The organism is Novosphingobium sp. HII-3 (genome assembly GCF_002916655.1).
Classification (GTDB): Bacteria; Pseudomonadota; Alphaproteobacteria; order Sphingomonadales; family Sphingomonadaceae; genus Novosphingobium; species Novosphingobium panipatense.
Window position 1 is genome coordinate 633068 of sequence record NZ_PPSM01000014.1, and the last position, 13481, is coordinate 646548.

The 13481-nt window shown below is 64.7% G+C and carries 9 protein-coding genes; 4 read left to right on the forward strand and 5 right to left on the reverse strand.

Annotation, left to right across the window (positions count from 1 at the left end):
* Positions 1-283 precede the first annotated feature (283 nt).
* From C2R25_RS06865 to C2R25_RS06875, 3 genes are all read right to left on the reverse strand, one after another.
* Positions 284-589, reverse strand: coding sequence for a hypothetical protein (locus tag C2R25_RS06865; protein ID WP_103728437.1), 306 nt, complete (start codon positions 587-589; stop codon positions 284-286).
* A 10-nt stretch (positions 590-599) separates the two neighbouring features.
* Positions 600-3506, reverse strand: a complete 2907-nt coding sequence (locus C2R25_RS06870) for a pitrilysin family protein (RefSeq protein ID WP_103728438.1) — start codon at positions 3504-3506, stop codon at positions 600-602.
* 82 nt (positions 3507-3588) lie between these two features.
* Complete coding sequence (locus tag C2R25_RS06875; protein WP_103728439.1) at positions 3589-4044, reverse strand: nuclear transport factor 2 family protein; 456 nt, start codon at positions 4042-4044, stop codon at positions 3589-3591.
* A gap of 268 nt (positions 4045-4312) precedes the next feature.
* Between C2R25_RS06875 and clpB the strand changes: the two genes are divergently transcribed.
* The gene (clpB, locus tag C2R25_RS06880) at positions 4313-6892 is read left to right on the forward strand and encodes an ATP-dependent chaperone ClpB (protein WP_103728440.1); all 2580 of its coding nucleotides are present in this window, start codon (positions 4313-4315) and stop codon (positions 6890-6892) included.
* Positions 6893-6957: 65 nt separating this feature from the next.
* On the opposite strand, the gene C2R25_RS06885 is transcribed toward clpB, so the two are convergent.
* Positions 6958-7935 carry a 2OG-Fe(II) oxygenase gene (locus C2R25_RS06885; RefSeq protein ID WP_103728441.1) on the reverse strand — a complete coding sequence of 326 codons (978 nt, stop codon included), beginning with the start codon at positions 7933-7935 and terminating at the stop codon, positions 6958-6960.
* A gap of 87 nt (positions 7936-8022) precedes the next feature.
* The gene (locus C2R25_RS06890; protein WP_233203795.1) at positions 8023-11208 is read right to left on the reverse strand and encodes a TonB-dependent receptor domain-containing protein; all 3186 of its coding nucleotides are present in this window, start codon (positions 11206-11208) and stop codon (positions 8023-8025) included.
* Positions 11209-11702: 494 nt separating this feature from the next.
* Between C2R25_RS06890 and C2R25_RS06895 the strand changes: the two genes are divergently transcribed.
* Genes C2R25_RS06895 through C2R25_RS06905 form a run of 3 tightly spaced genes read left to right on the forward strand, consistent with a single transcriptional unit; the run spans position 11703 to position 13405 of the window.
* The gene (locus C2R25_RS06895) at positions 11703-12488 is read left to right on the forward strand and encodes an SDR family oxidoreductase (protein WP_103728627.1); all 786 of its coding nucleotides are present in this window, start codon (positions 11703-11705) and stop codon (positions 12486-12488) included.
* 6 nt (positions 12489-12494) lie between these two features.
* Positions 12495-13142 carry a TetR family transcriptional regulator gene (locus tag C2R25_RS06900; RefSeq protein ID WP_103728442.1) on the forward strand — a complete coding sequence of 216 codons (648 nt, stop codon included), beginning with the start codon at positions 12495-12497 and terminating at the stop codon, positions 13140-13142.
* The gene (locus tag C2R25_RS06905) at positions 13142-13405 is read left to right on the forward strand and encodes a hypothetical protein (protein WP_103728443.1); all 264 of its coding nucleotides are present in this window, start codon (positions 13142-13144) and stop codon (positions 13403-13405) included. The genes C2R25_RS06900 and C2R25_RS06905 overlap by 1 nt, the downstream gene beginning before the upstream one ends.
* Positions 13406-13481: the final 76 nt, after the last annotated feature.

Here is a 13481-nt window from a genome sequence, read left to right on the forward strand (position 1 = left end):
CCCCGTGGAAGCGAAAGCCTCCGCGGGGTTTTTCTTTGGTAGCCCCATGTAGAGGCAGGCTTAAAGTGCGATTAACGATAATCGTCTTGCCATCATTCCGTCCCGTGTTATCCCTTAGTTGCGGGGAACAGGGGCGTCTTGAAAAGAGGCCGGGCGAAAGCGCTGCCTCTCGTGCAACGACGGCTGGCGCTGCAGGCGCCGCGTCAAGGGCTCACCTGGGGGGGTGAGAGGGCCCGGCACTGCGCCTTGCTGCGCGCGGTGCCGGGCTTTTTCCGTCCGGTATTCAGGCCGTCTGCCGGGTGCCGGTCAGTTCCATTGACCCGAACATGCCCGCCTTGATCGTTCCCGTCAGCGCGTCCCCGGTAACCGTGGCCTTGCAGTCGAGGTTCATCGGCATGGGCGAGGTCATGCGCATGGACCACTTGAGAGCCTGGCCGTCAACGCGGCCGTCCTTGATGTCCATCGTGCCGAGATCGCCGGTGATGTTGCCGGTGAACTGGCCGTCACCACTCGGCGTGACGGTGAGAACACCCTTCTTGCGCCCCAGCGGGGTGTTGGTGACGCAATCGTAAGTACCTGCAACAGACATTCTGATCTCCTTATTCGCCGTCCGTGGCGTCGTCGCCGCCCGTGGGGGCGGGGCGAACTTCTACGGGCAAACCGAGGCCCTTTAGCTGAGGTTCCACGATCTTGCGATCACCTACAATGATCCAGGTGAGATCGTTCGGCTGAAGGTACTGCCGGGCGGCACCGCCGATCCGCTCGGCATCGATCCCGCGATAGGTCTGCGCGAGGCGCACGTAATAATCTTCAGGCCGGCCGAGGCGGTCATTCCGGATGATGGCCGAGAGGACAGCGGCGTTGGTTTCGAACTGAGTGGGCAGGGCGCGGATGGCACCCTCGGTCACGCGCTGGAATTCCGCGGTCGTGATTGGGCTGCGGGCGGGGAAGGCGCTCATGTTCTGGATGACGGCCCGCACGGAATCGCCTGTCCTATCCGCCTGTACGGGTGCCATGACTTCTATCACCCGTGGCCCGCTGTTCTGAGTCACGCCGGAGCGCACGCCGTAACTCCAGCCTTTGTCCTCGCGAATGTCGGCGTTCAAGCGCGAGAGGAAGCCGTTGCCCACCACGTCGTTGGCCAGCATCAGCGGCTCCTCACCCGGTGTGCGTCCCGTCAGCGGCAGGACACGGCCGGCGAGAATCACCGACTGCGGCGAGTTTGGTCGGTCGATGAGGACGACGCGCGCGCTTGGCGCCGGCACGGCAGCGTCCAGAGGCTTGTTCGGCCGGGGTGCGGCGGGCGCCTTCCATGCGCCGAAGGACTGCTCCAGCAGCGGCTTGAGCTGCTCCATCGTCACGTCCCCCACCACGGTGATGCGGGCGAGGTCCGGCCGCACCCACTTGGCATGGGCTGCGCTCAGCGCTTGCGGAGTGAGGGCGGCAAGCGAGGTTTCCGTTCCCAGGCCGTCACCTGGCTGCGCGTAGGGATGATCGCCGAAGAGTTCCGCATTCAGGGTGCGCCCGGCAAGTGCGCTGGGGGTCGACTGGGCCTGGGCCAGCTCGGCCATGGCCTGCCCGCGCGCCCGCTCGAAGTCGGCGGGGGCGAAGGCCGGGTGGAGGAGCATGTCGGACGCGAGCGCAAGCGACGGCGCGAGGTTGGCGGAGAGAGCGCTCACGACAAGGCTGCTGCTGTCGAGGCTGGCATCGGTCCGGATGGACGCGCCGAGCCGTTCCTGCTCCTCCGCGATCTGAGTGGCGTTGCGCGTCTTCGTGCCCTCGTCGAGCATATCGAGCATGAGGCCCTGCGTGCCCGGCGTATCGAGGGCATCGGCCGCGAAGCCGGCGTCGAAGTCGATGGCCATGACGAGCTTGGGCACGCCGGTCCTGCGGGCGAGCGCAACGGGGATGCCGTTGGACAAGGTCGTCCGCTCGATCGAGGGAAACGCCAGTGCGCCCACGGGCGCGACGGGCGGAGCCGTGCGCCTCGGAGCAGGGCCGATTTTCGCCGCCTTCGCGGATTTGGCGACCGCCTTTCGGGGGGTGGTATCCTCATCCCCCCACCCGCCCATCGTCGCGCCGTCTTCGGTGCGGACACCCGGGACGACGGCGAGCTTGTAGACGGGGCGGCCGAGCCATTTGCGCAGCGCCGCGTGCACGGTGGGGGGGCTGAGTGCCGCGATGGCCTGGAGGTCCGCCTTGTACTTGGCCGGGTCGCCCGAATAGACTTCGCCTTCCGCAAGGGTTGCGCCCTTGCCGGAGAACCCGCCGACCTGTTCAAGGCCGCCGATCTCGCCGGAGAGGACGCTGGTGACGGCGCGCCGTACTTCGTCCTCGGTCGGTCCCTTGGCGATGTATTCCGCCATCACCCGGTCCAGTTCGGCTTCTGCCGCCGCCCGGTCAACGCCGGGCTTCACGTCCATCGTCGCGTTCAGGAAGCTCGATTGCTCGAACACCATGGCGGACGCGCGCACCGAAACCGCCATCTGGTTGCCGCGCACCAGTGCATTGTCGAGCCGGGAGCTGGAAAGCCCGCCCAGGATGTGCATGCCGATGCGCAGGGCGACGGCGTCCGCGTCGTTGAGGCCCGGGCCGCTCCAGTCGCGGCTGATGCGCAGCACCGGAACCTGATCGGTCATCTCGCGCGAGACAGGGGCGGAGAGCGTTACCGGTCCGGCTGCGACGGGCGCCACCTCCGGCCCCCGCCGGATGGCTCCGAACCACTTTTCCACCATCGGTCGCGCAGTTGTCGCGTCGATGTCCCCGGAAAGGACCAGCACTACGTTGTTTGGACCGTAGTGGTCGGTGAACCATTTCTGCACGTCCGCCAGCGTGGCGGCGTCGAGATCGGCCATCGAGCCGATCGTCGAGTGGCGGTAAGGGTGGCCCACCGGAAAGAGGCCTTCGGCGGTCAGGTACTCCGCAAGCCCATAGGGCTGGTTGTCGCCCTGCCGTTTTTCGTTCTGAACGACGCCCCTCTGCTTGTCGAGCTTGTCCTGGGTGACGGCCGGCAGCAGCGCGCCCATGCGGTCGCTTTCCATGAACAGTGCAAGATCGAGCGCACCGGTCGGGACGGTTTCGACGTAGTTCGTGCGGTCGTACCAGGTCGATCCGTTGGTCGATGTCGAACCGGCACCTTCCAGCGGAATGTCGAAATTGGGGACGTTGGCCGAACCGCCGAAGAAAAGGTGTTCGTAGAGGTGGGCGAACCCGGTCTTGCCGCGCGGTTCGTTCTTGGAGCCGACCTTGTAGTACAGCGTCACGCCTACGATCGGGGCCTTGCGGTCCGTGTGGACGATGGTCGTCAGGCCGTTGGCGAGAACGAACTTTTCATACGGGATGTCGACTTTCGCGACCAGTTCCTGCGGCGAGGCGGCGGGCGCAAGGCCGGGGGCAGGGGGCGCTTCTGCCGAGGCCGCCGGTCGGCCGTTCGGCGAAGTGGTGCAGGCGGAAAGAAGAAGGGCGGCGGCAAGAGCGGTGACGCTCGACTGTGTGACGGATCGCATGAGCCGAGGTTAGCAGCTTGTTCTTTCGTGACCAGCAGGAAGTCTCGTGGTGGCCCCGATAACGAACCGGGGCACTTCCCCGTCAGCCGCGCTTGAAGATCTGGCCGGAATCGAACATCGTGATGCGCCATTCGCCGTCCTCATCGCGGCGGCATTCCATCTTCACGTCGGCAACGGCGAGCGGATCGCAGTAGCTGTCGAACGGGCCTTCGCCCAGCGCCGCGAAGAAGACGAGAAGGTAGCCCACCCGGGCGTGGTCGGCGTCATCGAAGCTGACCCGCAGGGAGGTGATGATGTGGCGCATCGTCATCAGGCCCGCTCCGGCCTTCATGGTTTCGGCGCGTCCCTGGTAGAAAGCTTCGACGTCCTTCAACCCTTCGCGCCATTGGCCACCCACGTTGTAGCGGACATCTTCCGCCAGGCAGTTCGCCGCGCGCATATGCAGGCCGTTGTTGATGTCGAGCTCATCGCCCCATTCGTAAATGGCCTGCTTGATAGCCAGCACGTCCGCAGCCTGTTGAGGTGTGAATTTCGCCATGCGCCTCGTCCCTTGGTTCTGTTGCCCCAAGGCTAGGCCACCCAATCCACCTGCGCCACGCCCTGATAACCGGCCGCCGATCATTACCGCCCCCGCGAAGCCTCTGGCATTTCTTCGTGGTGCTCCCATCTTCTGCCACAGGCCGGTTCCGGCAGCTTCTCTTGAGCGGGATACGATCCGATCGGGCGACACTGCGAAAACTGCGCTAAGGTCACTTGTGTTGCAAATCTGCAACACTATATTACGAGTTCAGGAGGCGAGTTATCCTATGAATCTCGAAAAGTTCACAGACCGTGCAAAAGGTTTCCTTCAGGCCGCGCAGACCGTTGCCATTCGCCTGAACCACCAGCGCATCGCACCCGAGCACATCCTCAAGGCCCTGCTCGACGATTCCGAAGGCATGGCGGCAGGGCTCATCAAGCGCGCCGGGGGCAATGCCACCTATGCTACGCAGGAACTCGACAGGGCGCTCGCGAAAATTCCGGCCGTCTCCGGCGGTGGTGCTGCAGGTGCCCCCGGCCTCGACAATGACGCCGTGCGCGTTCTCGACGCGGCGGAGCAGGCAGCGACCAAGTCTGGCGACAGCTTCGTCACCGTGGAGCGGCTGCTTCTGGGTCTTGCTCTTGCGAGCACCACGGCAGCCGGCCAGGCGCTCAAGGCGGCGAACGTCACGCCCCAGGCGCTGGAAGCGGCGATCACCGAACTGCGCGGCGGCCGTACCGCCGACAGCGCCGGTGCGGAGAACGCCTACGACGCCATGAAGAAGTACGCCCGCGACCTCACGCAGGCCGCGCGCGACGGCAAGCTTGACCCGGTGATCGGCCGGGACGAGGAAATTCGCCGCACCGTGCAGATCCTCGCGCGGCGCACCAAGAACAACCCCGTGCTGATCGGCGATCCGGGCGTCGGCAAGACCGCCATTGCCGAGGGCCTCGCGCTGCGCATCGCCAACGGCGACGTGCCTGACAGCCTCAAGGACCGCCAGCTGATGGCGCTCGACATGGGGGCCCTGATCGCTGGCGCCAAGTACCGCGGGGAGTTCGAGGAACGCCTGAAGGCCGTGCTTGACGAGGTAAAGGGTGCCGAAGGCCAGATCATCCTGTTCATCGACGAGATGCACACGCTGATCGGGGCGGGCGCGTCCGAGGGCTCCATGGACGCAGGCAACCTGCTCAAGCCCGCCCTCGCGCGCGGTGAGCTGCACTGCATCGGCGCGACCACGCTCGACGAATACCAGAAGTACGTCGAGAAGGACGCCGCCCTGCAGCGCCGCTTCCAGCCGGTTTTCGTGGGCGAGCCGACAGTCGAGGACACGATCTCGATCCTGCGCGGGCTCAAGGAGAAGTACGAGCTCCACCACGGCGTGCGCATCACCGACGGCGCGATCGTGGCGGCGGCGACGCTGTCCAACCGCTACATCACCAACCGCTTCCTGCCCGACAAGGCGATCGACCTCATGGACGAGGCCGCCAGCCGTATCCGCATGGAAGTGGAGTCCAAGCCCGAAGAGATCGAAAAGCTGGATCGCCGCATCATCCAGCTCAAGATCGAGGAAATGGCGCTCAGCAAAGAGACCGACGAAGCATCGAAGGACCGCCTGGCCACCCTGCGGGAGGAACTGGCGAATCTTGAACAGCAGTCGAGCGAGCTGACCACCCGCTGGCAGAACGAGCGCGACAAGATCGCCGCCGAGGGCAAGCTGAAGGAACAGCTGGACGCTGCACGCAACGAACTGGAACAGGCCCAGCGCGGTGGTGACTATGCCCGCGCGGGCGAACTGTCCTACAGCACGATCCCGCAGCTGGAGGCCAAGCTGGCCGAGGCGCAGGCCTCTGCCGGCAACGCTCTGCTGCGCGAGGAAGTCACCGAGGACGACATCGCCGGCGTCGTCAGCCGCTGGACCGGCGTGCCGGTGGACAAGATGCTGGAGGGCGAGCGCGAAAAGCTCCTCAAGATGGAGGAAGTGCTCGGCGCGCGCGTGATCGGGCAGAAGGACGCGGTGGCGGCCGTCTCCAAGGCGGTGCGGCGCGCGCGTGCCGGCCTTCAGGATCCGAACCGTCCGCTCGGCTCGTTCCTGTTCCTGGGCCCGACGGGTGTGGGCAAGACCGAGCTGACCAAGGCGCTGGCGGGCTTTCTGTTCGACGACGACACCGCGATGGTGCGCATCGACATGTCGGAGTTCATGGAAAAGCACGCGGTCGCCCGCCTGATCGGCGCGCCGCCGGGCTACGTCGGCTACGAGGAAGGGGGCGTGCTGACCGAAGCGGTGCGCCGGCGGCCCTATCAGGTTGTCCTCTTCGACGAGGTGGAGAAGGCGCACTCCGACGTCTTCAACGTGCTGCTGCAGGTGCTTGATGACGGACGGCTGACGGACGGGCAGGGGCGGGTGGTGGATTTCACCAACACGCTGATCATCCTGACCAGCAACCTGGGCAGCCAGTACCTGGCAGGTCTGGACGAGGGCGTGGACGTGGCCACGGTCGAGCCGCAGGTGATGGAGGTCGTGCGCGGGCATTTCCGGCCTGAGTTCCTCAACCGCCTGGACGAGATCGTCCTGTTCCACCGGCTCGGCCAGGAGCACATGGCGCCGATCGTCGACATCCAGGTCGACCGTGTCCAGAAACTGCTGAAGGACCGCAAGATCGTCCTCGACCTGTCGGAATCAGCAAAGCGCTGGCTCGGGCGCGTTGGATACGACCCCGTCTACGGTGCCCGCCCGCTGAAGCGCGCAGTGCAGCGCTACCTTCAGGACCCGCTGGCGGAAAAGCTCCTCGCCGGCGAAATCCCCGATGGCTCGCACGTCCGGATCGAAGACGGCGACGGCGCCCTGGTGATGACGGTGGAGTGAGTAACGCGGCCGGCGGCAGCAATGCAGTCACGGGGCCGCGCTGGTCGCGGCCCCGTCGTCGTATTCTAGGCTGAGGATTGAGTCCAAACGTCGAACGGCTTTGCCCTGATCCAGCGCGTGGCTGCCCACTTGGCACCCTGGCGAACAGGTGCGCTGGCATGGCGGCTGCGCGTGTCGGGTGAGCCGTCAGGCAACGTGTTGGCGAACGCCACCAGGTCTCCGCCGCCTCCCGCGATAGAAAGGTTCTGTTCGGGAAAGCAGGTCTCGCCACCGATGTATCCGGTGTTCAGGTAAGCCAGGGCGGTGACGATCCGCTGGTTGGAGACGTGGGGCAGAGTGTCCATATGCGGCAAATACTGTTGTCCCGGTGCGTAGTGGAGCACGTTGAGCGGTTCGCCCTGTTCAACCCCTGTTTCCGTCGCCTGAGCAATCCGGCGCATAAGGGCCTGCAGGGGAAGGGTCTCCCGCGTTGGCCCCACCACAGCCGCCGATGATGTGCGGACCGGATGGGGTCTCAAGCGCCCTGTGCGGGGATCGGCCACTGTAGAAGGCGCAAGAAGGTCGTGCACCGACATCGCCAGATGGGCGCACTCTTCGGGCGTGAGGAACTGGCGCCACCGCTTTACCTGATACCCTTCACCCATGCGCTCCGGTTCCGGCATCTGCCGCGGGTAGCCGGCTTCGTCGAGGTCCATGCGCGAGAGGAGGGCAAGATCCTGGGTGGCCACGCCTCCGTGAAGGTCGGCCGCCTCCTTCAGGATCTTCACCGCGCCTTGCCAGTCGGGCCGGGCGCCCGTTCCGTTGGCCGTCAGGGCGGCCTCCGTCAGTGCCGCATCAGCGTTGCCGGAGAGAGTCGCCTGGCGCAGCAGGCGGCGCGCTTCGGGAAGGTCGCGCGGCAATGGCCTGCCGATCAGCCGCCACCGCGCAAGCAGGCTGAGACATTCACCATCGCCACGCGCGGCGGCGTCCTCTGCAATGGCGACAGCATCCTGATGCCGACCGTTGTCCAGCGCGGCTTGGGCGCGATCACGAGCTTGAGTCATGACGTTCGTTCTGACCTCTGGAAGCTGCAAAGAAAAGGGGCGGCGGGATAACCCGCCGCCCCTCGAAAGCCACTGTGATCGAAACGATCAGAAGTTGGCCGTGATACCTGCGTAGAAGTAGCGGCCCAGGTTCGGGTACACGCCCGAGCCGGCGCCGACGCCCGTCTGGCCGTACGGCGGCATCTTGTTGAACACGTTGTCAACGCCGACGTAGAACGTGAACTCCTTGTTCAGATCCACGGCAGCCTTGATGTCGTGGTAGAACACATCGTCGTACTTCTTGATCGGAGCATAGTCCGCGTTCTGCGGGGGAAGCCCGTTGAGCGAGTTATAGTCTTCCCAGGTGTTCAGGTACATCGCATCAAGCCAGCGCATGCCATAGCTGAACTGGAATGCGCCGGTCTGGAAGGTCGCGTTCAACGTGACCTCGTCCGACGGATCGTTCAACTCGTTCACGAAACGGTTGGCGAAGGTCGGATCAGCCGGGTTCGTGAACGAATCGTTCTGGAGGTAGTGAGTCCAGTACGCTGCCAGATTGAGGCGACCGAAATCGAACGTGTGATCGTAGTTGATCTGCGTGTCGATACCGCGAACCTTCAGCTTCGCGAAGTTTGCTGAAGACTGCAGCAGCGAACCTTCGAGGATCTGGTTGGCAACTTCTCCATCCGGACCGCCGCTCGCACCGGCGCGCTGGAACAAGCCACAGAACACATTGTCGAGCGTCGGCGAGTCATAGCACAGGTTCGCGATCTGCTGGGCGGAGACCGAGGAGATCACGTTGTCCACCTGGATGTTCCAGTAGTCGACCGAAATCGACAGACCCGGGACCCAGCGGGGCTGCAGCAGCACACCGATGGTGTAGGAGTCCGAGGTTTCCTCGTTCAGGTTTGGATTGCCACCGCTCACGATCTCCAGCGACTGACTGTAGACAAAGTCATAATTCGTCGGAATGCCGGCAGCGGCACAATTTGCGGCACGGTAGGAGCTACCCGTCGCGATGTTCCGCTGCGAGCAAGGATCAACAAAGCCCGGAGCGTAGTTCATGCCCGCTTCCGAGTAGAGCTCGCTCAGGTTGGGCGCACGGACTGCACGGGCGTAGGTGCCGCGCAGCGTGACGTCCCTGACCGGGCTCCAGATCAGCTCGCCACCGTAGGTGTACACGGTCCCGGTCGCACCCTTGTAATCCGAGATACGGCCGTTGGCGCGCGCCTGCAGCTTCTCGAAGAACGGGGTGTCCGACAGGATCGGCAGCAGGACTTCGCCGTAGGCTTCCTTCACTTCGAAGGAAGGCGCGGAGAATGCCGGGATGGCGTTGTAGAAGGCGTAACCATCCTGCGTGAGGTCGTCGAGGTCGTACGAAACGGTTTCGCGACGGTATTCGCCACCGACCGAGAACGAGATCGGACCGCCCGGCAGGTTCAGGAACTCGCTGGTGTCACCCGACACGAAGCCCATCACATCGGTCTGCGACATCTTGCCCACGGCAAGCGAGTCGACGAGGATGTAGTCCTTTGCCGCCTGGCTCACCGAACCCTGGCCGAACGGATTGAGCGGAACGCATGCTGCGATGTCGCCTGCGAGACGCGGATCCGTCGAGACGCCGCCACCGGTCACGTAGGAAGTCTGGGCAGCAGTCGCAGTTGGGATCTGCGAACGGCATACGATGTTGCCGCTGGCGTCCGTCGTGGAATCGAGGGCGAGCAGGTAACGCTGAACGTTGACGTTGCCCTTGATGATGTTCCGCTCTTTGTGCTCGCCGTAGTTGGCCGAGATCTCGTAATGCCAGTCATCGTTGAAGTCGCCACGAAGGCCACCGACGATGCGATAGGTCTCACGCTTGATCTCTTCGTCGCGCATGCCGAAGTCGACCCAGTTGCGACGCAGGTTGAGCTGGAACGAACCATCGTTGATGGCCGCGATCTGCGCAGCGGTGAGAGCAGGAGCCGTTCCGGCGCTCGAGTTGGGGTCCACGCCTGCTGCGAGGATCGCCTGCGTCAGCGTGGTGCGTGCGCTGCCGCTCAGGTACGGGTTGTCGAGGCGGATACGCTCACGGCCACCCGGATCGCCCAGGGTGGTGCCCTGCGAGAAGAACGGCCCGCTTTGCGAACCGCGCGCGTCGGTGCGGCTGTACTTGGCTTCGAAGAAGGGAACCAGCGCCGGCGTGATTTCGTAGTGGCCGGTCAGGTTCGCGGTGTAGCGCTTGAGGTCAGGCGCAAGCGCGACGAGCTGGCCTTCGCGGTTGGTGGCGCCATTGCCGCCCTGGAAGCTGCCGTTCGGGCCGATGCCGACACGATCACCCGTCTGCTGGATGAGCGAACCGTCCGGCTGGAACAGGTACGTGCAGGTGTAGGCCGAGCCGCCGCCGCTGCCGCAGGGCGCGGAGGAGTTCTGACGCAGAGCGATCAGGCCGCCGAGCGAGATGGTGGCCGAGCGGATGTCGGTGTAGAACGTGCGGTCGAACACGTCGTCTGCGCCGTTGACTGCGCCGGCAGGATCGGTGTCAGTGACGACCCACCCCTGGTTGCGTGCCAGGCCCGGGCGGCCCGAAGCGTAGAAGTCGTCGGAGTGCGAATACTCACCCGAGAAGGTGATGTTGCCGCGGCCGTCGGCGAAGTTCTTGCCGGCCAGAACCGACACGAACTGCTTGCCAGCGTCACCGTAGTCCGAGATGCCGTTCTGCGCACGCAGCTTCAGGCCATCATAATCGTCTTTGAGGACGAAGTTCACAACGCCGGCAATCGCGTCCGAACCGTAGACGCCGGACGCGCCACCGGTGACGACATCGACGCGGTCGATCAGATCGGCCGGAATGGTGTTGACGTCAACCGACGTGCCGTTGACGAGAACGTCGCTGCCGACGTGACGGCGGCCGTTGACAAGAACGAGCGTACGCGACGTACCCAGACCACGCAGATCGAGCAGGTTGAGGCCGCGCGTGCCGAGAAAGCGGGTCGAGTTCGCCTGGCTGTACGTGCTGCGCAGCTGCGGCAGCTCGTTCAGCTGGTCGCCCACCGAAAGGTTGCCGCTGCTGAAGATCTGCTCGCCAGTGACGATCGCGACCGGGTTGGCAGACTGCAGGTTCGGCGTGCTGATACGCGAGCCGGTAACGACAATCGCTTCGCCCGCGTCTGCCGGGGCGGTCTCAGGAGCGGCGTCCTGAGCGTAAGCCGTGCCGCACATCAGTGCCAGGGCCGAAAGGCCGGCAGCGCCGCGCAATGCGGCGGCAGGAATGAATGCGGAGCTCAGAAGCAGCCCGCTTCTTCCAGACTTCATTTTTGTGTCCCCTTGATTGATGGCAGACCCGGAAAGACCCGCCGCTCTCGACTGAAAATGCATCGAGAAGAATGGCATCGTGCCCATGCTGCCCCGATCCGCAACTAAAAATGGCCACGCTGCGCAATTTTTGACGATGCCGTGGCAACGGTGCAACAACATCAGGCAACATGCGGCGTCCTGATCATTCCGATCAGTTATACTGGACGCAGCATTCTGTATGTTGAGCGCGTTGCCTGAAACCGTTCGCCGCTCGCGAGCCGAGGGCTGACGCACCGGGAAAAGCATGGCGCGGGGCGCAGACCATCGTGCGAGGGCGGTTCGTTTCGACGGGTATGTCGCGTCACGCCGGGCGGGCAACAGCTTCCGGGTGTAATCACCGCCTCGGCGGATTGACGCCCCCGGAGCGCTCATTTAACCGTGCAGTTAACGTCCGGTCGGCAGGGCGGCGACGGTTCCGATTGCCGGAACTGGTTCTTGGGGAGGTAGAACACGTGATACTGGACAATACCGTGGCAGCAGTCGTGACCGGCGGGGCTTCGGGTCTCGGGGCGGCTACGGTTCGGGCGCTTTCGGCCAAGGGTGTGAAGGTGGCCATCTTCGATCTGAATGCCGAGGCTGGAGAGGCGCTGGCGGGTGAAATCGGGGGTGTGTTCTGCGCCGTGGATGTCACGAACGAGGAGAGCGTCGTGGCTGGCTTCGAGAAGGCGCGCGCCGCGCACGGACAGGAGCGGGTGCTGGTGAATTGCGCGGGCATCGCGCCGGCCGCCAAGACGGTGGGCCGGAACCGGGAAACGGGTGAGACCCGCGCGCACGACATGGCCTTGTTCGAGAAAGCGATCGCGATCAATCTGGTCGGCAGCTTCCGCTGTCTGTCCAAGGCGGCGGCCGGCATGGCGGCGCTGGACCCGGTGGACGCTGCCGGTTCGCGTGGCGTGATCGTCAACACCGCCAGCGTGGCCGCGCAGGATGGCCAGATAGGGCAGGCCGCCTACGGCGCGTCGAAGGGCGGTGTCATGGCGATGACGCTGCCGGTGGCACGCGATCTGATGGGCGACGGGATCCGCGTGAACACCATCCTGCCGGGCATCTTCGAGACGCCGATGATGGCCGGAATGCCGCAGACGGTGCAGGATGCGCTGGCCGCGATGGTGCCGTTCCCCAAGCGTCTGGGCAAGGCGGAGGAATACGCCAAGCTTGCCTTGTTCATGATCGAGCACGATTACCTCAACGGGGAATCGATCCGCCTCGACGGCGCCATCCGCATGGGACCGAAGTAAGCCCGCATGAAGAACACCGCCGCCTCTGCGCCCGCTGCCGTGGACGGTACTCATGCAGGCGCGCGCGAACTCCTCCTCAGCACCGCAAGCGCGATCATGCGGGATGGAGACGTCATCGACATCTCCCTCTCGGAGCTCAGTCTGCGCTCAGGGCTCAATTCGGCGCTGGTGAAATACTACTTCGGCAACAAGGCCGGTCTGCTGAAGGCACTGCTCGACCGCGACTGGCAGGCCATCGTGGCGAGCGTGGACGCCCTCGTCGCGAAGGACGGGTGGGAGCCGGAGGCCAAGTTGCGGCGGCACTTGTGGAAGGTGGTCGACACCTTCTACGAGGTGCCGTACCTCAACCGCCTCACTATGCGCATGGTCAGGGAAAGTGACGATGCCGGCGCGCGGCGCATCGCCGACTGCTACCTTTCGCCGATCTACCGCGCGTACGAACAGCTGATAGGCGATGGCGTGCGCGCGGGTGTCTTCCGTGAGGTGGACCCCCAGCTGTTCTACTTCACCGTGACCGGAGCGGTGGATCGCTTCTTCTCGGCCAGGCTCGTGCTCAAACACTGCTTCAATCAGGACACGCTGACCGAAGAACTTCGCGACCGCTATCGCGAGCATACGATCGACATCATCATGGCGGGCATCCTCGCACGCTGATGGCCCGGCGAAGGAAGCGTTACCTTACCGCCACCATGGCGGACGGCTACGTGAAGACGATCGGCCCCACAGCCGATCCCTTTACGCATTACTGGCGCGTGGTGGCAGACCTGGAAAACGGCAAGACCGAGGTTTTCTGGGGGCACACGCGCTCGCTCGCCGAAGCGAAGAAGAAGCGCACCGCGCTTGCAGAAGCGGCGCGGATGCGCGGATGGAAGAACTACGCCTTCGAAGTTGTGGAACTGGTCGAGAGCGAGGCCTGAGTCGCGCGGCGTCAGGCCGTAGCGCAATTCGCGTGGATGACTGCTGCCAAAGCCGCGCACTTGCGCTATGGCCGCA